We start from the raw sequence: 23,132 nt of genomic DNA, 5'->3' as shown, positions 1-23,132 counted from the left end.
CCACTAGTTCAGGACGGTCACCGCGAGATCGCGGTGCCGGCGCTGGTACACCGAGCCGAAGCGTGCATCGATCCGAATCCACGCCGCCGACATCCGGATTCGTACCGGTTCGTCGGCTGCGATCGCCCCGGTGTCGGAGGTCTCGGTGACCGCTCGTCCGTCCGCGTCGCGGATGAATCCCATGCCGGTCAGGGCGAAGACCGATCGCATGCTCACCGCGGCCCGCAGCGCACCCTCCTCCGACGTGACCTCGAGGACATCCTGATCGAGCAGACCCGTTGCGGGACCGTGCCCGCTCCCCTCCTCGCGCGCCACCCGGGCGCCTTCCCGGGACAGTTCGACCACGCTGCGGGCGGGTACGTCGTCGATGTGCCGGAACCCGACCGCAGCGGGAAGCGCTCCGCGCCAGGCACTGTCGAGTGAGAAGCCGGGATCGACCGCGGTGCCCGGGCCGGCCGATTCGACGGTCGCACGCAGTGTCGAAGCGTCGCACACGATGTCGGTCGGCGCGATTCGTCCGGTCACCGACCGGGTGGCGAGGACGTCGAACCCGGTATGTGCCCACAAGGCCACCAGACCGTCCGAACGCGCGACCACCCGGACGACGGCGGCATCGTCGAGACGTACTGCGTGCGAGAGGAACGCGAGGGCGTTCGATCGGTCCGAGGACGCGAACTCGATGAACCGCTCCATCAACTCGGCCCGCCGCGTGTGGCCGATTCCCCCACAGGGCGGCGGAATCCGGCGAGGTAGACCTTCTGTTCCGGGGTGAGCCGGGCGATGCGCTGGGCCGCCACGTCGAAGGCGACGAGCTGTGTGCTGGCGACCACGGCGGGGCGAGAGGCGGGGTCGGCACCCGCCGCGCGCACTTCGTAGCCGACGGTGAAGTCGACGGCCCGCAGGCGTTCGACGAACATGGTGACCTCGATCGGTCCCTCGGAATGACGCAGCTGCGCTTGATATCTCACGTGTAGGTCGGCGACGAGGCAGCCGTCGCGCAGGGGCGCGGTCGGTCGGCCGTCGTAGAAGAGCCAGGGAATGCGCGCCTCTTCGAGCAACGTCACCATCCGGGCGTGGTTGATGTGCGCGTAGACATCCATGTCCGACCAGCGCACCGGCACCTTGACCAGGTATCCGTCAGCGGTCGTGGTCCCGGCGTCCTCGTTGAGCACGTGCGTCATCCCCTGTCAGATCGGTGTCGGCGGGCGGCCAGCGCGGCCACCCCGGCCCAACCCTACGCACTACCCGACCCGGTCAAGCAGGCGCGATCTCCACCGGCAGACCGTTGAGGACGACGGTCCCCGAGAGCGGGTCCAGCAGGGCGCCGTCGTTCAGGTCGTTCACGTTCACACCCGGCTCGGCGGCAGCGACGCCCAGTCTGATGCCGTCGACATCATGACCCCACCCGTGCGGCAGCGACGCGACCCCGGGCCGGATGTCGGTGGTGATCTCGACGGGAACGGTCAGCGAACCGCCCGCACCACGGACCTTGGCGACGTCGGAGATGCCGAGTCGGTCGGCATCGTCGGGATGCATGAGCAGGGTGCAGCGATTGGTACCGCCGGTGAGGGCCGGGAGATTGTGCATCCAGCTGTTGTTCGACCGCAGGTGGCGGCGGCCGACCAGCAGCAGGCTGCCGTCGGCGGCCGGCGCCGGGTCGCCCCCGGCGTCCACCGCTGCGCTCAGGCGTGCGAGGTCGCCGATGAGCGGGTCGGGAGCGAGTTCGATCTTGCCGGATGCCGTGCGGAGCACCCCGGGCAGGCGCGGCCGCATCGGCCCCAGTTCGATGCCGTGCGGCGCGGCCAGCACATCCGCGAACGTGAGGCCGTTGCGCGCGCCGAAGGCGTCGCCGTACGCCCCGAGGCGGAACAGCATGTCCAGCCGACGCTGGTGCCCGGGCGCGTCGGGCAACCTCGCGACGAGCGAGGCGACGTCACGGCCGGCGACGGGCGAATAGGGGTCGGTGACCTCCTTCGACAGAGTCGCCGCGATGACCTGTTCGTCGACGAGCCCCGGGTCGGCGTCGACCCCGGCCCCGGACAGGCCCATGATCAGCCGGCACACGATCTCGATCTCGTCGGGACGGCCTGCCGGCAGCGGTAACACGGGCGGCGAGTAGCGGGCGGTGGCCCGGACCGCCAGGTTGTTCAGGATGGCATCGAAATGCGGACTCTGCGACGGGCGCGGCGGCGGCAGCACGACGTGTGCGTGCCGCGTCGTCTCGTTCAGATAGGGGTCGACGCAGACCACGAACTGTGCGTCGTCGAGTGCGCGTCCCAGTCGTGCGCCGTTCGGCGCGGACAGGACGGGGTTACCCGACACCGTCACCAGCGCCCGCAACCGCCCCTCGCCGGGCGTCTCGAACTCCTCGGCCATCGCGACGGCGGGGAGCTCACCGCCGACCTCCGCGTGACCGGAAACCCGGCTGCGCCACCGCCCGGTACGGAACCCCCGGCCCGCACGGGCCGGGCGGGGCGACGGAGCGGTCGGTGCGCGCGGGAACATCACTCCCCCGGGCCGGTCGAAGTTGCCGGTGAGGATGTTCACCACGTCGATGAGCCAACTGCCGATGGTCCCGAATTGCACTGTGGTGGTGCCCATCCGGCCGTAGACGGCGGCCGATTCCGACGCGGCGATCGACCGGGCGAGAGCCCGGATGTCGGCGGCCGCCACACCACAGAACGAGGCGACCCGTTCGGGAGTGAAACCGCTCAGCTCGTCGCGCAGCGCCTCCACGCCGGTGACATGCGCGGCGATCCCGCCGAGGTCGTCGGCGACGAGATCCTCGTCGAACAGGCACTGCACCACCGCGCACAGCAGCGCCGCATCCGTCCCGGGCCGCGGCGCGATGTGGGTGTCCGCCAGCTTCGCCGTGCGGGTGCGAGCAGGGTCGATGACGGTCAGGCGACCGCCCCGGCGGCGCAGCGCGGTCAGTTTCCCGGGGAAGTCGGCGGCGGTGGTCACACTGCCGTTGGAGACCACCGGGTTCGCTCCGATGATCACGAGATGATCGGTGCGGTCGAGGTCCGGGACGGCGAAGGTCCCCGCATGACCGACGAGGTAACCGGTGGCCGCCTGCTTCGGCATCTGGTCGAGGGTGCTGGCGCTGAACACGTTGCGGGTACCGAGTGCCCGGATGAGCAAGGGCGCGTACATCGTGCCGGCGACGGTGTGCGCGGACGGATTGCCGAGGTAGAAACCGATCGACTCGCCGCCGGAGGTCGAGATCACCTCGCGCAGCCCGTCGACCGCAGCGGTCAATGCTGTGTCCCAATCGGTTTCGACGAGCCGACCATCGCGCCGGATGAGCGGACGGTCGAGACGATCGGGATCGTTGTCGAGCTGGGCGAAACTCGCACCCTTCGGACACAGGTAGCCGGCACTGAACACGTCGTCGGCGTCACCGCGCGCGGCGGTGACGATCTCGCCGCCGGTCGTGCGGTCCCGGCCGATGGTGAGGGTCAGACCGCAGGTGGCCTCGCAGAGCGGGCAGATGCGCGGTGCGGTTCGGGTCATGTGCTCAGGCTAGGCGCTCGGCACACCTGACTGCGACGGATTCGACGACGGCAGCCGTCGCCTGCGCATCAGCGGATCACGCTCCGCAGCTGCCGGGCCGCGACGGAGAGCGTGGCCAGGTCCGCGGTCCCGGTCTCCTCGATCTCCCGGAGCACGCTACGTACCCGGCTCAGCCGGTTCGACCGCGAGGACTCCCACTCGGCGATCTTGTCGGCCGTGCTCTCCCCTGGTTCGCTGACCTCCAGGATCCGCAGGGTCAGCGCACGGAGCGCACCGTGCATGTCGTCACGCACTGCCAACCGGGCCAGCGCATGCCATCGATCGCCGAATTCGAGTCCCGACACCGCCGTGAGCAGCTGTTCGAGACCGAAGTGCTCCATCACCCCGAAGTAGAGGTCGCCGACCTCGCCGGCGTCCCGGTCGGCGATCTCGGCCGCGTCGATGATGTCGAGCAGACAGAAGCGGTGCAGGCTAGCCGCGACGGTGTGGGCGAGGTCCTCGGGAACGCCGTGCTCGATGTAGGTGTCGGCGCGCTCGGCGACATCGCGTGCCGAACTCGGCCCGTACCAGTCGTCGATGACCTCGGACAGTGCTGCCACCCGCTCGCCGTAGCGGGTGATCTCGGCGGCCATGGCCAATGGTTGCGGCCGGAAGGCGAGCAGCCACCGCGAGGCGCGGAACAGCAGACGGCGCGCGTACAGCATCATCTCGTCGACGGCCTCGACCGGAGCCGGTGCATGCCGGATGCCCTCGAACACCTCATTCATGCCGAAGACCTTGTTGGACACCACATACGCGCGGACGCCCTCCTCGGTACTGCAGCTGCTCCCCTCGCTCAACCGGAACAGGTGGGTCATCCCGGCGTGGTCGATCACGTCGTTGACGAGGGTCGTCGCCACGATCTGACGCCGCAACCGGTGTCCGCTGATCGCGTCGGAATGCTCGGTGCGCACCGCGTCCGGGAAATAGCGCGCGACGCGGGGTGCGAACACGTCGTTGTCGGGGAGGTCGGTGGCGAGCAGGTCGGATTTGGACTCGAGCTTGACGTGCGCCATGAGCGTCGCGAACTCGGGCGACGTGAGACCGCGGTGGAGCTCGCCGCCGACCCGCTTGCGCAGCTCGCGCGGCTCGGGCAGCGCCTCCAGGCGTAGGTCGACGCCCCGTTTGGCGGCGAGGTGTTCGAGCATGCGGGCGTGCACCTCCACCCGCAGCAGCTCGAATGTGCGGCAGAATCCGAGCTCGGAGTTCTGCGAGATGTTGTCGGCGAGAACGAGTTCGGCGACCTCGTCGGTCATCGACTCCAGCAGGGGGTCGCGTTCGTCGGCGTCGAGGCCGCCCGCCGAGACCGCCGCGTCGAGCAGGATCTTGATGTTCACCTCGTGGTCGGAACAGTCGACCCCGGCCGAGTTGTCGAGGGCGTCGGTGTTGATCCGGCCCCCGGCGAGGTCGAACTCGATGCGCCCGCGTTCGGTGACCCCGAGGTTGCCGCCCTCTCCGATCACCTTGGCACGCAACTCGTTTCCGTCGACTCGGATCGCGTCGTTGGACTTGTCGCCGACACTCGCATGTGATTCGGTCGACGCCTTCACGTAGGTCCCGATGCCGCCGTTCCACAGGAGGTCGACCGGAGCGAGCAGGATCGCGCGTATCAATTCGGGTGGTGAGAGTTCTGTCGTGCCGCCCTCGATGCCCAGCGCGTCCACCATCTCGGGGGTGATCGGGATCGACTTGCGGTCGCGCTCCCACACCCCGCCGCCGGCACTGATGAGGTCGGTGTCGTAGTCCGCCCACGACGACCGCGGGAGGCCGAACAACCGCTTCCGTTCGGTGAACGACGCCGCCGCCTCCGGATCGGGGTCGACGAAGATGTGCCGGTGATCGAACGCGGCGACGAGCCGGATGTGCTCGCTGAGCAGCATCCCGTTGCCGAACACGTCGCCGCTCATGTCGCCGATCCCGACGACGGTGAAGTCCTGCGACTGCGTGTCGGTCCCCATCTCGCGGAAATGCCGCTTGACCGACTCCCACGCGCCCCGGGCAGTGATACCCATGGCCTTGTGGTCGTATCCGGCCGACCCGCCGGAGGCGAAGGCGTCGCCGAGCCAGAACCCGTACGACTTCGACACGTCGTTGGCGATGTCGGAGAACGAGGCGGTGCCCTTGTCGGCCGCCACCACCAGGTAGGTGTCGTCGGAGTCGAGCCGGACGACCCCGCGGGCGGGGATGACCTCCCCGGTCGCGAGGTCGATGTTGTCGGTCACGTCGAGCAGGCCGGCGATGAACTGCCGGTAGCACGCGATCCCTTCCTCCCGCTGCGCCTCCCGGTCCCGCGCGGCGTCACCGGTCGGCGGCGGCGGCCGTTTGACCACGAAACCGCCCTTGGCGCCGAGCGGCACGATCACCGCGTTCTTCACCGCCTGCGCCTTGACCAGGCCGAGGATCTCGGTGCGGAAATCCTCCCGGCGGTCCGACCATCGCAGACCGCCACGGGCGACCGAGCCGAATCGGAGGTGCACCCCCTCCACGCGCGGTGAGTAGACGAAGATCTCGTGCAGCGGACGGGGTTCAGGGGTCTGCGGGATGTCGCGCGGACGGAGTTTGAACGAGATGACCGGACAGTGATCGGAGTCCGACGACCCGCCGTCGACGAAGTAGTTCGTGCGGTCGGTCGCCGACAGCACCGCCGCGAACGCGGAGACGATGCGGTCGGCGTCGAGGCTCAAGACGAGTCCGATCTCCTCGTCGAGCTTGTCGCGTACCCGCTTTCGGCGCTCTTCGTCGGCGGTGTCGGGATCGAACGACGCGACGAACAGGTCGACGAGGCCGCGGGTGATGGCGAGGTGTTGGCCGAGGACGCTGGCGACGTGGGCCGAACTGTACGAGAACCCGCATTGGCGCAGGTACTGCCCGTAGGCGCGCAGCATCGCCGCCGACCGCCAGTCCAGGCCCGACCTGATGACGAGTTCGTTGTAGGCGTCGACGTCCGCACCGGCGAGCCAGATCCGGCGGAACGCCTCGGTGAACCGATCGGCGAGGTCGTCGGTGTGGTCGAGGTCGACGGTCATCCCGGCCGCGAGTTGGACGCTGAATTCGTAGGCCCAGCAGACGGTGTCGTCGAGCCGATGGATCTCGTACGGGTGCTCCTCGAGGACATCGAGACCGAGACTGTGCAACACCGGCAGGACATCGGTCAGTGTCGCCGACGCACCGCAGAGGTACAGCGTGAAGATCCACCGGTCCGGCTCGCGCCCGTCGGTCGCCGTCTCGGCGGCGTCGAGGGTCACGTCGATCTCACCCGGTTCCAGACCGACGACGCGGATGAGGTCGGCGAGGGCCGCATGCGGCTCGCGGAGCTCCTTGTAGTCCTCCGACAACGAGGACAACTGGCGCAGCAGCACGTCCGGGCCGCCGTCGAGTGCCGGGATGTCTTCTGCGACAGCCAGTTCGCGCACCCGCTCGTCCCAACCGCGGATGGCGGCGACCAGCGCCGCCTGCACGCGTGCGTGGGCCGGTGATCCGGTGTCGACCGAGCCGAGTTCGGCCGCCGTCGTCGGGTCGATACAGACCAGCACCTGCAACAGTGCCAACGGCATCTCGCTGACACGCGCCGTGTACTCCAGCCCGGTCCCGTCCACCTCGGCGACGAGCGCGCGCTCGAGGGCGAGACGGGTGGACGTGTTGTAGCGGTCCCGGGGCAGGTAGATGAGGGCGACGGCGGTGCGTCCGTCGAAGTTGGTGCGCAGGAACAGCCGCAGCGACCGCGTCGCCACCGCGTCCAGCATCTCGGTCAGGCGGCGTTCGAGCTCGTCCTCGGTGGACGAGAACATCTCCACCAGCGGATAGTTCTGCAGCAGCTCGATCATGGACTGACCGGCGAAGGAATCCTCCTCGACGCCCGCCTGCGCGAGGACGTCGTGCACCTTGGCGCGCAGGACCGGGACGTCGAGCACCGCCTGATGATTGCCGGCGGAGGTGAGGGTACCCAGGAAACGATGCTCGCCGTCGTGTTCGCCATTCGCATCGAACGTCGGAACCTGCACGAGCACAGGGAAATTGGTGCGCTGGATGCCGGTCGCCACGAACACCCGGCTGACCCGCGGGACCAGCGGACGATCAGTCACCGACGGGAAGTCGCGGCTGATGGAGTCGGTTCGCCACACACCGAGACGGTCGGCGTCCCCGGCGGGCCCGTCCCCGCCCACCCGCACATGGCCCAGCGGGTGGAAGTGGTTGCCGGCGAACCACTCGAGCAGTGCGGCGTACTCACCACGGTCGGCGTCGGAGACTCCGGCCCCCGGCAGCGGCGCCTCGGCCATCCCGGCGGCGCACTCGGCCATCCGAGAGCGCATCGCCGACGCATCGGCGTCGACGTCGATGACCCGCGAGACGACCTCGCGGAGGTCGTCGCGCAGCGGTTCAGGACCGATGCCCGGGTGACGTGCGAGGCCGCAGACCGCGATCCAGGACTCCGGGGTCGTCTCGCCGGAGTCGACGGCGACGAGTGTGCCGTCGGGGTCCCGCTGAACGGGTATCACCGGGTGGTCCATGCGATCGACGGTGAGGTCGTGCGCCTCGACCGTGGCCAGGACGGCTTCGACGAGCATCGGCATGTCGTCGTTGACGACGAGGATCTCGACGGTGCCGCCCTCGCCCGCGGTCACCCCGACGAGCGCCTCTCCGCGGCGGCGGACCCGCGCGTCATCGAGATGTCTGCGCACCCGGTCGGCGGCCGACTCACCTGCCGACCCGTCGGTCCGCGACCTGAAGTAGTGGTCCACCGCGTCCGGAACGAGTGACGTCACATCTGCCGATGCTAGTCACCCGCGCCGGGCGGAACCGGGATTAATCGCGAGTCAGTTTGCGGTGCGTGACCCGGTGCGGGCGGGCGGCGTCGGCGCCGAGGCGATCGACCTTGTTGGCCTCGTAGGCCTCGAAGTTGCCCTCGAACCAGAACCACTGCCCCTCTTCGACGTTGCCCTCCCACGCCAGGATGTGGGTACAGGTGCGGTCGAGGAACCAGCGGTCGTGGCTGATGACCACGGCACACCCGGGGAACTGCTCCAGCGCGTTCTCCAGCGAGCCCAGGGTCTCGACGTCGAGGTCGTTGGTCGGCTCGTCGAGAAGGATCAGGTTGCCGCCCTCTTTCAGGGTGAGCGCGAGGTTCAGGCGGTTGCGCTCACCACCGGAGAGCACCTCCGAGCGCTTCTGCTGGTCAGGGCCCTTGAACCCGAAGGCGCTGACGTAGGCGCGCGAGGGCATCTCGTTCTGGCCGACCTCGATGTAGTCGAGCCCGTCGGAGACGACCTCCCACACCGTCTTCTTGGGGTCGATGTTGGCGCGGCTCTGGTCGACGTAACTCAGCTTGACCGTCTCGCCGACCTTCACCGTGCCCGAATCGGGCTGCTCGAGGCCGACGATCGTCTTGAACAGGGTCGTCTTGCCGACGCCGTTCGGACCGATCACACCGACGATGCCGTTGCGCGGCAGGGTGAACGACAGGTCCTTGATGAGAACCCGGCCCTCGAAGCCCTTGTCCAGGTGCGAGACCTCGACCACGACGTCGCCCAGGCGCGGCGGCGTCGGGATCTGGATCTCCTCGAAGTCGAGCTTGCGGGTCTTCTCCGCTTCGGCCGCCATCTCCTCGTAGCGTGCGAGGCGGGCCTTGTTCTTGGTCTGGCGGGCCTTGGCGCCGGAGCGGACCCAGGCGAGCTCTTCCTTGAGCCGCTTCTGCAGCTTCTGGTCCTTCTTGCCCTGGACCTCGAGACGCTCGGCCTTCTTCTCCAGGTAGGTCGAGTAGTTGCCCTCGTAGGGGTGCAGCTTGCCGCGGTCGACCTCACAGATCCACTGCGCGACGTGATCGAGGAAGTACCGGTCGTGGGTCACGGCCAGCACTGCTCCCGAGTAGTTCGCGAGGAACTGCTCCAGCCACAGCACCGACTCGGCGTCGAGGTGGTTGGTCGGCTCGTCGAGCAGCAGGAGGTCGGGCTTCTGCAGCAGCAGTTTGCACAGTGCGACGCGGCGACGTTCACCACCGGACAGGTGGGTGACCGGCGAATCGGCCGGCGGGCAGCGCAGCGCATCCATCGCCTGCTCGAGCTGGGAGTCGAGGTCCCAGGCGTCGTTGTTGTCCAGGTCCTCCTGGAGCTTGCCCATCTCTTCCATCAGCTCGTCGGAGTAGTCCGTCGCGAGCTGTTCGGCGATCTCGTTGAAGCGGTCGAGCTTGACCTTGACCTCACCCATGCCCTCCTCGACGTTCTCCTTGACCGTCTTCTCCTCGTTGAGGGGCGGCTCCTGCAGGAGGATGCCGACGGTTGCGTCGGGGTCGAGGAACGCCTCGCCGTTCGACGGCTGGTCCAGGCCAGCCATGATCTTCAGGATCGACGACTTGCCCGCGCCGTTGGGTCCCACGACGCCGATCTTGGCGCCCGGGTAGAAGGACATGGTGACGTCGTCGAGGATGACCTTGTCGCCGTGCGCCTTGCGAACCTTCTTCATCGTGTAGATGAACTCAGCCACGTGAAAACTCCTTCGGACCTGCTCGATGCCGTGTGATCTGTCTGCCGCGGACGCGGGGGTGCGCGCGGGCGCACACACAATGGGGACCAGCCTAGTCGCCGTCGCATGCCGGGCGACGGTCCGGTGCGTCTGCGCCGGCTCGGTGAACCGTCTTTCCCGGGTTGACGCGCGGGTGGGCAGGTTTGCCGAGAGAATGGCGTGGGGACAGGAACGGGGGGAATGGGTGAGCGTCGTGCCGGTGCACGGCGGCGAGGCGATGGGAGCGGTCGATGGGTGCGGTACCCAGATGGACGATCATGTCCCTGGTCCTGGGTGTCGTGGTCGGGTCGATGGGCGTCGTCGCCTGCGAGCCGGCGCCGCGCGAGTGTCCGCCGACCATCTCACCCCTGCACGGCCCGGCCGGGGACTGCCTGCGGTTCGGTGTCAGCACCCCGAGCGGCCCGCTTCGCCAGGCCGAGGTCGCCGCGGTCACCGACCTCGTCGGGGTCCGGCCGACCGTCAACCTGTTCTTCGAGGACTTCACCGCAATCCCCCCGATCGCCGCACTCGACGCCGTGGTCGCCTCGGGTGCCGAACCGGTGGTCACCTGGGAGCCGTGGCGTCACCTCGGTGGTGACGATTACGACTGGGGCGCGTTCACGATGTCGTCGATCGTGGCCGGAGCCCACGACGACTACCTGTACCGCTGGGCCGACGAACTCGTCGCCTGGGGCGGGGTCGTCTACCTCCGGTTCGCGCATGAGCCGAACGGCGACTGGTACCCGTGGAGCCCGGCGGGCGGGACCTCCCCCGAGCTGTACATCGCCGCGTGGCGCCATGTCCACGACCTCTTCGCGTCCAAGAACGCGACCAACGTGAAGTGGGTGTGGGCCCCGAATATCCCCCTTTCCGACGACGCTCCGCTGTCGCGCTGGTACCCGGGTGACACCTACGTCGATGTCCTGGGGATCGACGGCTACAACTGGGGCGCGGTGCCCGGCCACCGATGGACTCCGCCGGCGGAGCTGTTCGCCGATTCGTTTGCACAGCTTCGTAACTTGTCCTCCGAGCAACCGATACTCGTCACAGAAGTCGGGTCGACAGAAGTCGGTGGTTCCAAAGCCGACTGGATCGCTGACCTGGTGACCTACCTCGACGACGCGGACGACGTCACCGGCTTCGTCTGGTTCGACCACGACAAAGAAGCGGACTGGAGACTGGGCAGCACGGCAACAGCGGGCGCCGCGATGGCGCGCGCACTCGAGAAAGCGGGACTGAGGTGACCCTGGTGGACGCGCACATCGATGCCGACATCGAAGAGGCACGACTGCATTCGATGCAGCAGTTGAACGTACTCGACTCGCCCCCGGAGGATCGGTTCGCGCAGATCACCCGGATGGCGAAAGCCGTGTTCGGCGTACCGATGTCGACGGTGTCGCTGCTCGACCGGGACCGGCAGTGGTTCAAGGCGGTCGACGGCATCGAGCTGCAGAACCTGCCGCGGGAACAGACGGTCTGCCAGGTGACGGTCGCGCGCGCCTATGACCACCCCGACGATCCGGCGCTGATCATCCCCGACGTGTCGAAGGTCCCGGCCTTCGCCGCGATCCCGCAGATCGCCGCCGACGACGGAATCCGCTTCTACGCGGGATATCCGCTGTACGGCCCCGGCGGACATCCCGTGGGGACCTTCTGTCTCTATGACACCCGGCCGCGGGAACTCACCACCGATCAGGAGGCGGCGTTCCGCGAGCTCGCCGCATGGGCGCAGCGGGAGATCGCGAACAGCGACGACCTGGAACGCGCGGCACTGGTGCAGCGTCAATTGCTGCCGCCGCCTCTCGGAGTCGTTCCCGGCTGGTCGATCGCGGCGATGTGCCTGCCCGCCTTCGCCGTCGGCGGCGATTTCTACGATCACTACCCATGGAGCGACGGCCTGGTGTTCACCGTCGCCGACGTCATGGGAAAGGGACTCGGCGCGGCGATCCTCACGGCGACGGTCCGGTCGGCGATCCGAGCCGCATCCCGCGCACTCGACGCCGCCGGACATGCCGCGGCCGACGCCGACCTCGCGAAGGTGGTCGAGACGGTGGCCGATCAGCTCGCCGACGACTTCGCCGGCACCGAGACGTTCGCGACCGCGTTCCATGCACGCCTGCACACCGACGAGGGTCAGCTCGAATACGTGGACGCCGGCCATGGCCTGTCGATCGTCCGCCGGGCCGCCGGAGATGTGGAATCGCTCCCCGGGGGCGGTCTGCCGATCGGCATCCTGCGCGACGACACCTGGGACGCTGCCCGGGTCCACCTCGGGCCCGGCGACATGGTCGTCATCACCTCCGACGGGCTGCTGGACCTCTTGCCGTCCGGTGACGAGTCGGACTTACGGGCACTCTTCGCCGACACCTCGACCCCGTCGGAGGTGTGCTCGATGGTGAGCGAACTGGTCGCCTCACGGCCGCCGATCGACGATGTGACCGTCGTGGCCATCCGTCGAGACGACGCGGGATGAGCGAGAGCGTCGAGGAGGCCACCCTCGCACGCACGGCCCCGTCGCCATGGCTGCGGCTGGTGATCGTCGCCGCCGCGATCCTGGGGATCAACTACATCGTGTGGCGCTGGCTGGCGTCGGTGAACTGGGACGCCTGGTGGATCGCGGTTCCCCTGGTCGTCGCCGAAACGTACAGCCTGATCGACTCATTGCTGTTCGGGCTGACGATGTGGCGACTGCAGCATCGCCCCGACCCGCCTCCCCCGCCCGAGGGCGCCACGGTCGACGTCTTCATCACCACCTACAACGAACCCCTGGATCTGGTCATGAAGACCGCCGTCGCGGCGAAGGCGATCACCTACCCGCACACCACCTGGATCCTCGACGACGGTGATCGAGCCGAGCTCGCCGAGGGCGCGGCCCAGGCAGGCATCGGGTACATCACGCGGTCGTCGAACTGGCTCGACAAGCCGCGGCACGCAAAGGCCGGCAACCTGAACAACGCCCTGATGCAGACCGACGGCGAGTTCCTCCTCATCCTCGACGCCGATCAGATCCCCGAACCGCAGATCCTCGACCGCACGCTCGGCTACTTCCACGACGACAAGATGGCCCTCGTCCAGACGCCGCAGTATTTCGTGAACGTGCCGCCCGGGGACCCGCTCGGCAGCCAGGCCCCGCTGTTCTACGGGCCGATCCAGCAGGGCAAGGACGGGTGGAACGCCGCCTTCTTCTGCGGGTCCAACGCCGTGCTCCGCAGGGAGGCGCTGATGCAGCTCGGCATCACCCAGTACGTCTCCGCCGTCTCCGACGGCATCGATCGCGCCCTGCGCACCGCACGTTCTGTCCTCAAGTCGACGCGTAAGCAGGTCGGCAAGGACAACCCCACCGCCTCGGCCGCGCTCGACGCCGTCGACGAGGCCGTCAAAGACGCCCGCGCGCAGCTGAAGAAGAAAGAGCCACTGGCCGAGATCACCTATCGCTTCCAGGCGCGCGTCGACGAGGCGGCACGCGGACTCGTCGACGCCGACGTCGAGGCCATGCGCGCCGACCTCGAGGCCATCGAGGCGCTCACCGAGCTGAGCGAGCAAGAAGCCGGTGCCGGCGCCGTCGACTACGACGCGCTCGCGGTCCTCGCCGAGCGCGAGTGGTCGCCGCTCGGTGCCATCGAGTCGATCCGCGCCATGGTCGCGGCGGTCGACGTCGGGCGATCCGACGAGGCCCAGCCCATGCTGCCCCTGGCCACCATCTCGGTGACCGAGGACATGGCGACCTGTATGCGGTTGCACGCCCTCGGCTGGAACTCCGCCTATCATCACGAGAATCTTGCCTTCGGCCTGGCGCCGGAGGACCTGAAAACCATGGTGACGCAACGGCTTAGGTGGGCGCAGGGCACGATCCAGGTGATGCTGCGGGAGAACCCGCTGGTACAGAAGGGCCTCACCCTCACCCAGCGACTCATGTACTGGGCGACGATGTGGAGCTACCTCGCCGGTTTCGCGGCCATCGCCTACATCGCGGCACCGGTGGTCTACCTGGTGCTGGGCATCCTGCCGGTCGAGGCCTACAGCTGGGACTTCTTCCTGCGGCTGATCCCGTTCCTGGTGGTCAACCAGATACTGTTCCTGGTGGTGGCACGAGGCACGCCGACGTGGCGCGGCCAGCAGTACAGCCTCGCTCTGTTCCCCGTCTGGATCAAGGCGTGCACCACCGCATTTCGCAACGTCTACATGAACCGTCCGCTCGGTTTCGCGGTGACCCCGAAGACCAAGCAGTCGCAGGATGCGTTGCCCTGGCACATCGTTCGGCCACAGCTGATCGCGATGGCGTTGCTCGTGGTGGCCTCGGTCATCGGTATCGTGCAGCTGTACCGGGGCGCCGTCTCCGTTCTCGGCGTCGGCGTGAACCTGTTCTGGGTAGTGTTCGATCTGGTGATCCTGAGCGTTGTCATCACCGCGGTGCGGTACCGCGGTCCCGATGAGGAAGGGCAGTGATGGCGAATTTCGCAACACGTAGCGTCGACGGCGGCGCCGTGGCGATCCGGCCCGAGGGCCGGCTCAACATGGTTGTCGCCCCGCGACTCCGAGACCAGTTGCACGAGTTGGTCGGGTCCGGTTCGGCCCGGATCGTCGTCGACTTGTCCGGCACCGACTTCATCGATTCCTCGGGCCTGGGCGCACTCGTCTCCGGGTTGAAGGTGGCACGCCAGGCCGGCGGCGACCTCCGGATCGCGGCCCCGACGCCGCAGGTGGTCACCGTCCTGGAGTTGACCAATCTCAATCGCGTTCTGCGCGTCCACCCGTCGGCCGACGACGCCTTCGACGGGGCCTGACGGGACCCGTCCCACTCACCCAGAGATCGAGGACCCGGCGATGACCGAGAACACCGCGACCCGCACCCTCGAGGAGATCACCTCGCTCGAGACCATGGACCACATCCACGCACTCCTCGCCGATCTCCTCGCGGAGTGCCCCATCGACGACATGGACGCGATGCAGTTCGAGCTCGCCGTGGCCGAGATCGGCGCCAACATCATCGAACACGCCGGGGACGGCGCAACCGTCACCCTGTGCCTCGAGCTGGAGGTCGCACCGGACCGGATCGAAGCCCGCTACTCCGACGACGGCAGTCCCGCCCGCGTCGATCTCGACGCCGTGAGCCTGCCCGACGACTTCGCCGAGCGTGGCCGCGGCCTGGCCATCGCGATCAACGTCCTCGACGAACTCGCCTATCGTCGTGCCGACGGCAAGAACCACTGGCGACTGGTCCGGAACCGTTCGGACTGAGTCGTAATCGGCTCAACCCCACGATCGTGCGTTCACGCCGCCGACTCGCGGGTCTCGGGCGCGGTTGCGACGACCGGCGCGTCGGCCGCGCGCCCCTGGGCGGGCGTGCCCCGATAAGTGACGACGCAGCGACTGAGGTCGAGTCCGACGGCCACGGCCGTCATCTCGAGATCGGAGCGACGTGAGCCGTCCGCCGACGGGTACTCGTTGGTCTTGATCTGACCGTGCGCGATCACCGGTCGACCCTTGGCGATCGCCAGGCCGACCCCGGTCAGCAGGCGCCGCCAGCAGCTGACCGTCAGGTACAACGTGGGTCCGTCCGACCACTCGCCGGTGTTCTTGTCGATCCGCCGCGAGGTGCACGCCACGCGGAAGGAGATCACGTCCTCCCCGGTGGTCGTCTGCCGCCGACGGGGATCGGACACTACGGTTCCGATGACGGTCGTGTACGTCTCAAACATGGTCGTCTCCTACGGTTGTCGGCCACGGGAAGGTGTGGCCGCACCAGCATCACCCGCAGCGGGGCCGTCAACCGTCGAGGCCGCACGACTGTGGAGAACTCGACGGGTTACCCACAGATCGCGATGCACCTGACGCTCGCCGCCCATACACTTCGCAGGGTGCGCATCCGAAGGCTCCTGGTAGGTCTCATCGCAGCGGCAACAATGCTGGTTGCCCCGCCCCTCGCAGGCGCTGCGCCGGTCGCTTCGCCGACATTGACCGGTCTGACCGAGGCGATCGCGGGCCGGCTCGCACTGGCCGACACCGTCGCCGCGACGAAATGGGCGTCCGGCGCGGCCATCGACGACCCAGCGCGCGAACAGGTGGTCCTCGACACCGTGTCGCAGCTGGCCACCGACCGCGGTCTCGACCCCGCCTACGTACGCGGTGTGTTCCGCGATCAGATCGAGGCTAGCAAGACCGTCCAACGCGGACTGTTTGCGCTGTGGCGGCTGCCCGGGCAGACTGCTCCACCTGCGACGTCCGATCTCGGTCCGGTCCGGACCGCGATCAACGAGTTCACCGTGGCCATCGTCGATGAGCTCGCCGCCGCAGGCGAACTCGTGACGAGCTTCCGGTGTCCCCCAGAGCTGATCACTGCGACCGGCCGCACCGCTGCCGATTTCGGCTTCGATCCCCTGCACACCGGCGCCTTGATCCAGGCCGGGTCGTCGGTCTGCACGGTGTCGACGGGGTCCGGCTGAGACCTGTTGCCGCTCAACCGCGCTTGTTGAGTTCCTTCAACATCTCGTTGTAGCTGCCGAGGTCCGCGTCGTGGTCGCGGTCCGCGTTGCGGTCGAAGCGTCGCGCCAGCTTCGTATCGCTGCGCTGCCACTGCACGAACAGCGCGAGCAGGACCACCACCAGGGGGATCTCGCCTGCGGCCCAGGCTATTCCGCCCCCGACACGTTGGTCGTCGAAGAGTCCGTAGTTCCACGGGAGATTGAGCCCGCGGTAGTAGGTCTCGGCGATGACCGCGGTCGTCATCATGAGGGCGATGCCGAAGAACGCGTGGAACGGAATCGAGGCCATCACGAGGCCCAGCTTTGCCACGGGTGACACCTGACGCGGGGCCGGGTCGATGCCGATCACCAGCCAGTAGAAGAGGTAGCCGCTGATCAGGAAGTGCAGATTCATCAACAGGTGCGCCGCGTGGTACTGGACCACGGACTCGTACAGACCGCCGAGATAGAGAACGTAGAAGCTGCCGACGAACATGACCGCGGCGATCAGCGGATGCGTCAGGATCCGGGACGGCGCCGAGTGCACGCCCAGCTGAATCCACTCGCGCGGGCCCGGCGGATTGCCCCGACCGGCCGGCGGCAGTGCCCGCAGGGCGAGCGTGACCGGGCCACCGAGCACCAGCAGGACCGGCACCATCATCGACAGCAGCATGTGCGCGATCATGTGGATGCTGAACATCGCCGGGGCGTAGCGGCCCAATCCCGATGACGTCGCCAGCAACAGCAGCAGACACCCGAGGAGCCACGCGACGGTGCGACCGACCGGCCAGGCATCACCCCGGCGCCTCAGGCGGATGACTCCCCGGAGATACACGACGGCGAGCACGATCGCCGCGAGCCCGAAGATCAGGTCGAAGCGCCACTCGGTGAGAAGGCGGACGAACGTCGGCGGCCCGTCGAGGTCGTAACCGATCGCGTTCTCGGTCGCCGAGATCTGGGTGGTGTCCACGAGTGGAGGCGGCGTACGGCTCAGGCCGACGGCCAGGCCGAAGGTCGCGGCGAACACGGCGAGTTCGACCAGTCCGAAGCGGACGAACAGCGACGGCTTGTCGTCGGCGTCCAGTTGGGCGATGGTGACACGACGATGCCACGCGCCGAGTCCGCCGAGCACAACCGGGGCCACCACCTTGGCCACGACCAGACGGCCGTAGGTGTCGGTGAACAGGTCGCCGAGCGGCACCCGCACCAGGGCGTTGACGACACCGCTGGCCCCCACGACGAGGATGCACCAGAACGCGACGCGCGAGAACCGGCGCACCGCCAGGGCACGCCATCGTCCGTCGGCGAGGGCGTAGACCACGACCGCGGCGAGACCGCCGAGCCACAGGGTCGCGCCGATGATGTGCAGAATCAGGCTGTTGGTGGCGACGTCGTGGTTGCCACCCGACGAGGAGTGGCCCGCGAGCGCGGACGGCATCAGGCTGAACACGGAGAACGCGATGACCGCGATGGTCGGACCCCAGTGCAGGGTCATCCGGGCGATGATGGCCGCGACCAGTGCGAACACCGCGGTCCAGAACCAGGTGCGCACCTCCGCGACCTGGCCGTAGGCGGTCAGCAGGTTCGCCGGGCGGATCGCCTCCGCCAGCGGCGCCCCACTGACCTCCGACGCCGAGAACGGCATCAACAGCAGAGCGGAGACCGACCACGTCAGCGCGCTCGCCGCCGCGATCCGGATGGCGCGGTAACCCCCGACGTCGAGGACGCCGCTCGCCTGGGGCGGCACGAAGAACGCGGCGAACACGGCCGACCCGAGCGCGATCGCCGCGGCGAACTCGCCGATCGCGGTCAGAGCAGGTGCGCCGTAGGTGGTCAGCGGCCCCGGATCGGGCACACCGGTCAACCGGAGCGCCGACGCCGCGGAGATCGCGGTGACGGCGACGGCGACGATCGCGGCGAGCCAACCCGATGCCCACAGGATCGCGGTGACGACGCCGCGCGGTTCGTTCATCGCGTCGCGATGCTGCTCCGCGGAGGCGGGCGTCGACGTGCGGGTCATCCTCCAACTGTAGGACCGGCCACTGACGTGATCCCAATTCGACGTGGCCCGCCGTGGCGCACGGCATAGCGATGACGGTGTCGTAGACTCTCTCTGCCCGGCCGCTCGTGCGCCACGTCACGCTCGCCGGTCAGCCTCCGTAGCTCAGGTGGATAGAGCAAGGGCCTTCTAATCCCTAGGTCGCAGGTTCGAGTCCTGCCGGGGGCACGTCATGTGCCTGTCGCCGACCGCTCGAAGTGGATCGGGAACCGTTCGGGGCACGCCGTGCGTCATAGTCCTGCCCCACACCTCGGTGGGTCGCGACTCCCTGGAGGATCATGACGCTCCCCCGCTCTCTGTCCGGTTTTCCGCCCCTCTCATCTGGTCGACGAGACCAGAAGGGTTCAGAAGCATCGCTGTTCGGTGTCGATCCCGCCGAGGTCGAGGGCATCGCGCGCACCTGGCGGGCCGCCGCGATCGCGATCCACGCCGCGGATGTCGAGGCCGTCGGAGCGGCGCTCGGACCCTCGAGTCGCGTCGTGCGTGCCCTCGCCGCCACGATCGGACCCGCACGGCTGGCGGTGGACTCCATCGGTGAACGCCTGATGACGATGAGCCAGATGCTGCGAGCGTTCGACGCGACGACGGCAGACGCCGACGCGCGGTCGGGCACCCGGTTCCGCTCGCTTCGGAACCGCTGATGCGACCCACCCTCTCGCAGTTGCGCGCGTGGGATCCGCAGTCGATCGCCGCCGCCGGGTCCGCTGCCTCGACGCTCGCCGAGCGCATCGACACCGGCATCGGTCGGGCGGTGCGTGCCTTCGACGACGCCTCGGGGTGGTCGGGCGGCACGCACGATGCTGCGCACCAAGCCATCTGGGCGGAACACGATCATGCCGGCGAGGTCCGCAACGTGGTGCAGATGATCGCCGACGAGGCCACCGATGCCGCCGCCGACCTCGGCTACGCCCGCGACTTCGCACTTGGTGTCGTCCGGGGCGCCGAGGGGCTGGGCTTCACCGTCTTCGACGACGGCGAGGTGACACATCCACAGCACGAATTCGACGGTCAGGCCGCCCTTCTCGCGGAATCCATCGCCGAGGCTCTCGACACCGTCGACGCCCTCGACGAGCGCTACGGTGCACGACTCGAGACCTTCGCGGCCGACCTCGCGTCGATGACGGCGGGTCAACCCGACGTCACACTGCCCGGGGGCGCCGAGATGGACGCGGATCAGGCCGTCCGCATGCTGGAGACGCTCACGCCGACCCAGGTCCGCGACATCATCCAACAGATGGATGCCGACGACGTCCGACGCCTGATGCAGGCGAACCCACACGTCGTCGGGAACCTACCGGGCGTCCCGTTCGCGATCCGCGCCCAGGCCAACGAGATCAACATCCGCAACGCGCTTCTCGACGAGATGGCGGCCGGTCGCGGGCACGGCCGAAGAGCTCGGACCCTGCGCGGACTCCTCGAGCCCAGCCCCGACCCGATCGCCGACGAGACACCCCGCGGCGACGACGGACTCGTCGAGCGGACCTTCATCACCTTCGTCAACACCCCGCGCGGACGCCTGGTCGAGATGATCGGATCGTTGCGGCCCGGTACCCCGAACACGGCGACCTACGTGCCCGGGACCGGCACGAACCTCGACACCGTGGTCGGCCACAACCGCACGGCCGCAGCCGAACTCGCGGCACGCACCGGCGGCCCGGTGTTCCTCTACCTCGACGGCGACCTCCCGCCCGACCTCCGCTCGGCGGCGAGTCCGAGCTTTGCCGCGGCCATGGCGCACCGCCTGGAGCTGTTCGGTCGTGAACTCGACGCCGAGATCGCGCATCTCGCACCCGGCGCGACCACCACCTACATCGGCCACAGCTACGGCGGGTCGGTCGTGGGCTCGGCCGAACAACTCGGTTTGTCCCCCGACCGCGTCATCTACGCGTCGTCGGCGGGCACCGGCATCTACGACACCCCGCATCCCGACGGCGTGGATCGATACTCGCTGACCTTCCCGGGCGACCCGATCCACTACGTCCAGTCCTTTCCCGGAAACCCCCATGGCCATGACCCCGACACCGCGCCCGGCGTGATCAGGCTCGACACCGGCACAGTCGACCTCGACGAGCGCACATTCGACGCAGATCGACGCAGGGTCGACGGTGGTCTGGTCACCCACGGTGCCTATTGGAACGACCCGGAATCCACGGCCTTCCAGAACATGGTGAAGGTCATCGTCGGCGCCGAACCCGACCTCTACGTCCCTCGCAAGCCCGACGTCGCCGAACTCCCGCCACCGGTCGGCGCACCCGCTCCCCTGTGGTGGCTCTATCTGTTCAACGATCGCGCCGACGGGGACATCGACCTGCCGGGGCCGATTCCCGACATCCCGCTACGGCTGCCGTGGTGAGCCGCGACTCGAACACACGCCAGGCTTTCGAGTAGTCGTCTGTTCAATCCCGGTCCCCTCGCGACCGTCCACCTGCGAACCTCAACTCGACTCCTGGACCTCGATCGAAGTCGATCAGTCGAGTTGGGGGTCGTCGGTCGGACACCTATGCGTCGCCGTGGTGAGTGCCCGTCCGGCCGACATCCACCGTCCCCCGCCACACGCCGATGAGGCGCATGGAGTGATAGATGACCAGTGCCGCGACCGAGCCCAGCGAGATGCCGGCGAACACGAGGTCGCCGACCTGCCAGGTGTAGTCGGCGATGCCGATGATGAGCGGGATCGCCGCGGTGAACTGATTGATCGGTTTGGAGAAATCGACCTTGTTCGCCACCCAGATCTGGACGCCGATGACACCGACCAGACCGTAGAGCGCGGTCGTGACACCGCCGAGCACGCCAGGCGGGATCGCGGCGATCACGGCGCCGACCTTGGGCGACAGTCCGAGCAGGATCGCCGCGCCGCCGGCCACCCAATAGGCTGCTGTCGAGTACACCTTGGTCGCCGACATCACGCCGATGTTCTCGGCGTAGGTCGTCGTGGCCGACCCGCCGCCGCTGCCGGCCAGCATGGTGGCCACTCCGTCCGCGGCCAGCGCCCGACCCATGGTCGCGTCGTAGTCCTTCCCGGTCATCATCGCGACCGACTTCACGTGGCCGATGTTCTCGACGACGAGCACCAGCACCACGGGGAGGAACAACGGCAGGACACCCAGGTCGAACGTTGGCGTCTGGAAGTCGGGCAGTCCGATCCAGGCGGCGTCGCCGATGGCGGAGGTGTCGATGTAGTCGTTGTCGCTGTCGATCCGGTCGAGGATCAGCGCGAGGACATAGCCGGCCACGACGCTCAAGAAGATCGCCAGGCGACCGAGCAGCCCGCGGAACAGCACCGCGGATGCCACCAGCAGCACCAGCACGATCGTCGCCAGGACGGGATCGGCGACGAAGTTGTTCTTGGCCGCCGGCGCCAGATTGAGCCCGATCAACGCGACGATCGCGCCGGTCACGACGGGTGGCATCAGGGTCTCGATCCACCGAACACCCGCGAAATGGCTGATGAGCCCGATGACGACGAGCAGAGCGCCGACCGCCACGAGTCCCCCGAGCGCCGACGACGCCCCGTCGGAGGCGACGGCGGCCGTCACCGGCGCGATGATGGCGAAACTCGAACCCAGGTAACTGGGCAGGCGGTTGCGGGTGATCAGCAGGAACAGGATCGTGCCGACGCCGGAGAAGAACAGCGTCGTCGACGGTGGGAATCCGGTCAGCACGGGGACGAGGAAGGTCGCGCCGAACATGGCGACCACGTGCTGCAGGCCGATGCTGACCGTCCGCGGCCAGGTCAGCCGTTCCTCCGGTGCCACGACCGCGTTGTCGGTCAGCTTCCAGGACAGCAGATTCCGAGACCTCGTCTCCGGTTCACCCATGCCGAACAGTGTGCGGCACGGATGCTGACGACGCCTCACTTCGGGTCCTCCTCGGTCGGCGTCGCCGCCGCCCGATATGCAACTCGACTCATATACACCTTGTTGCATAGTGCGTTGTTGCAGTGGTAGCTTGCTCTCATGGCGCTCGAACACGCGATTCTGGTGTCGCTGGCCGAGCGACCGGGAACGGGCTATGAGATCGGTCAACAATTCGACCGCAGCATCGGCTACTTCTGGTCAGCCACGCACCAGCAGATCTACCGGACGCTGAAGAAGCTCCTCGACGACGAACTGGTCAGCGTCGAGTCGATCAGTCAGGACGGCCGTCCGGACAAGAAGGTCTACACGATCTCCGATGCCGGGCGCGACGCCCTGGCCGACTGGGCGATGAGTCCGACCCCACTGCAACCGCTCCGCAGCGACATCGGCGTGAAGCTGCGGGCCGCGGAGTTCGGCGACCTCGCCGCCATCATCGGCGAACTCAAGGCCCACCGCGACGAGCACCTCGCGCAACTGAAGCTCTACACCGGCTTCCAGGCCGACTACTACCCCGATCCCGACACGCTCACCGGCCGCAAGCTGCACCAGTACCTCGTCCTCCGCGGCGGCATCCGCCAGGAGCAGGGATACATCGAATGGTGCGACGAGGTCATCCACGGACTCGAACGGGAATTGACCGAGAGCTGAGTTAGCCAGTCCCGCAACACCTTCGATACCGCCAATCCGTCCACCCAGGTTCACCGA

At 68.2% G+C, this 23,132-nt stretch carries 17 protein-coding genes and 1 tRNA gene; 10 read left to right on the top strand and 8 right to left on the bottom strand.

Features of this window, described 5'->3' with window-relative positions; genetic code table 11:
* Positions 1-3: 3 nt before the first annotated feature.
* The 5 genes from AS181_RS02455 to ettA form a co-directional block, all read right to left on the bottom strand.
* On the bottom strand, positions 4-693 hold the full coding sequence (locus AS181_RS02455) for a hypothetical protein (RefSeq protein WP_058250035.1): 690 nt from the start codon (positions 691-693) through the stop codon (positions 4-6).
* Complete coding sequence (locus AS181_RS02450; RefSeq protein ID WP_058250034.1) at positions 693-1,181, bottom strand: acyl-CoA thioesterase; 489 nt, start codon at positions 1,179-1,181, stop codon at positions 693-695. Before AS181_RS02450 ends, AS181_RS02455 begins: the two co-directional genes overlap by 1 nt.
* Before the next feature lie 73 nt (positions 1,182-1,254).
* Positions 1,255-3,516: a molybdopterin-dependent oxidoreductase gene (locus tag AS181_RS02445; protein WP_058250033.1), complete on the bottom strand. Its 2,262-nt coding sequence runs from the start codon at positions 3,514-3,516 to the stop codon at positions 1,255-1,257.
* A 68-nt stretch (positions 3,517-3,584) separates the two neighbouring features.
* Complete coding sequence (locus AS181_RS02440; RefSeq protein ID WP_058250032.1) at positions 3,585-8,318, bottom strand: NAD-glutamate dehydrogenase; 4,734 nt, start codon at positions 8,316-8,318, stop codon at positions 3,585-3,587.
* Between the two features lie 40 nt (positions 8,319-8,358).
* Positions 8,359-10,032, bottom strand: coding sequence for an energy-dependent translational throttle protein EttA (ettA, locus tag AS181_RS02435; protein WP_058250031.1), 1,674 nt, complete (start codon positions 10,030-10,032; stop codon positions 8,359-8,361).
* 269 nt (positions 10,033-10,301) lie between these two features.
* On the opposite strand from ettA, the gene AS181_RS02430 reads away from it, so the two are divergent.
* From AS181_RS02430 to AS181_RS02410, 5 genes are read left to right on the top strand one after another with little or no spacing between them, the layout of a single operon-like run.
* Positions 10,302-11,294, top strand: a complete 993-nt coding sequence (locus AS181_RS02430; protein ID WP_058250030.1) for a glycoside hydrolase family 26 protein — start codon at positions 10,302-10,304, stop codon at positions 11,292-11,294.
* The gene (locus AS181_RS02425) at positions 11,291-12,523 is read left to right on the top strand and encodes a PP2C family protein-serine/threonine phosphatase (RefSeq protein WP_058250029.1); all 1,233 of its coding nucleotides are present in this window, start codon (positions 11,291-11,293) and stop codon (positions 12,521-12,523) included. The genes AS181_RS02430 and AS181_RS02425 overlap by 4 nt, the downstream gene beginning before the upstream one ends.
* Positions 12,520-14,496, top strand: coding sequence for a glycosyltransferase family 2 protein (locus tag AS181_RS02420; RefSeq protein WP_058250028.1), 1,977 nt, complete (start codon positions 12,520-12,522; stop codon positions 14,494-14,496). The genes AS181_RS02425 and AS181_RS02420 overlap by 4 nt, the downstream gene beginning before the upstream one ends.
* Positions 14,496-14,834 carry an STAS domain-containing protein gene (locus AS181_RS02415; RefSeq protein ID WP_058250027.1) on the top strand — a complete coding sequence of 113 codons (339 nt, stop codon included), beginning with the start codon at positions 14,496-14,498 and terminating at the stop codon, positions 14,832-14,834. The genes AS181_RS02420 and AS181_RS02415 overlap by 1 nt, the downstream gene beginning before the upstream one ends.
* 40 nt (positions 14,835-14,874) lie before the next feature.
* A complete protein-coding gene (locus AS181_RS02410; protein ID WP_058250026.1) occupies positions 14,875-15,288 on the top strand; it encodes an ATP-binding protein in 414 nt (137 codons plus the stop codon).
* Positions 15,289-15,320: 32 nt separating this feature from the next.
* Here the strand turns inward: AS181_RS02410 and AS181_RS02405 are convergent, their stop codons facing one another.
* Complete coding sequence (locus AS181_RS02405; protein WP_058250025.1) at positions 15,321-15,749, bottom strand: single-stranded DNA-binding protein; 429 nt, start codon at positions 15,747-15,749, stop codon at positions 15,321-15,323.
* Positions 15,750-15,908: 159 nt separating this feature from the next.
* Here AS181_RS02405 and AS181_RS02400 point away from each other — a divergent pair, with 159 nt between their 5' ends.
* Positions 15,909-16,493: a chorismate mutase gene (locus tag AS181_RS02400; RefSeq protein ID WP_058250286.1), complete on the top strand. Its 585-nt coding sequence runs from the start codon at positions 15,909-15,911 to the stop codon at positions 16,491-16,493.
* Positions 16,494-16,506: 13 nt separating this feature from the next.
* Here the strand turns inward: AS181_RS02400 and AS181_RS02395 are convergent, their stop codons facing one another.
* On the bottom strand, positions 16,507-18,531 hold the full coding sequence (locus tag AS181_RS02395) for a cytochrome c oxidase assembly protein (protein ID WP_058250024.1): 2,025 nt from the start codon (positions 18,529-18,531) through the stop codon (positions 16,507-16,509).
* Between the two features lie 133 nt (positions 18,532-18,664).
* On the opposite strand from AS181_RS02395, the gene AS181_RS02390 reads away from it, so the two are divergent.
* The 3 genes from AS181_RS02390 (at position 18,665) to AS181_RS02380 (ending at position 20,923) form a co-directional block, all read left to right on the top strand.
* Positions 18,665-18,738 (top strand) — tRNA-Arg (locus AS181_RS02390).
* Positions 18,739-18,848: 110 nt separating this feature from the next.
* Complete coding sequence (locus tag AS181_RS02385; RefSeq protein WP_058250023.1) at positions 18,849-19,211, top strand: hypothetical protein; 363 nt, start codon at positions 18,849-18,851, stop codon at positions 19,209-19,211.
* On the top strand, positions 19,211-20,923 hold the full coding sequence (locus AS181_RS02380) for an alpha/beta hydrolase (protein WP_058250022.1): 1,713 nt from the start codon (positions 19,211-19,213) through the stop codon (positions 20,921-20,923). The genes AS181_RS02385 and AS181_RS02380 overlap by 1 nt, the downstream gene beginning before the upstream one ends.
* Positions 20,924-21,068: 145 nt before the next feature.
* On the opposite strand, the gene AS181_RS02375 is transcribed toward AS181_RS02380, so the two are convergent.
* Positions 21,069-22,388, bottom strand: a complete 1,320-nt coding sequence (locus AS181_RS02375) for a uracil-xanthine permease family protein (protein ID WP_058250021.1) — start codon at positions 22,386-22,388, stop codon at positions 21,069-21,071.
* A 138-nt stretch (positions 22,389-22,526) separates the two neighbouring features.
* Between AS181_RS02375 and AS181_RS02370 the strand changes: the two genes are divergently transcribed.
* Positions 22,527-23,075, top strand: coding sequence for a PadR family transcriptional regulator (locus AS181_RS02370; RefSeq protein WP_058250020.1), 549 nt, complete (start codon positions 22,527-22,529; stop codon positions 23,073-23,075).
* Positions 23,076-23,132: the final 57 nt, after the last annotated feature.

Source organism: Gordonia sp. SGD-V-85 (assembly GCF_001456905.1).
Classification (GTDB): Bacteria; Actinomycetota; Actinomycetes; order Mycobacteriales; family Mycobacteriaceae; genus Gordonia; species Gordonia hongkongensis.
This window is presented reverse-complemented; position numbering and strand designations above follow the sequence as displayed.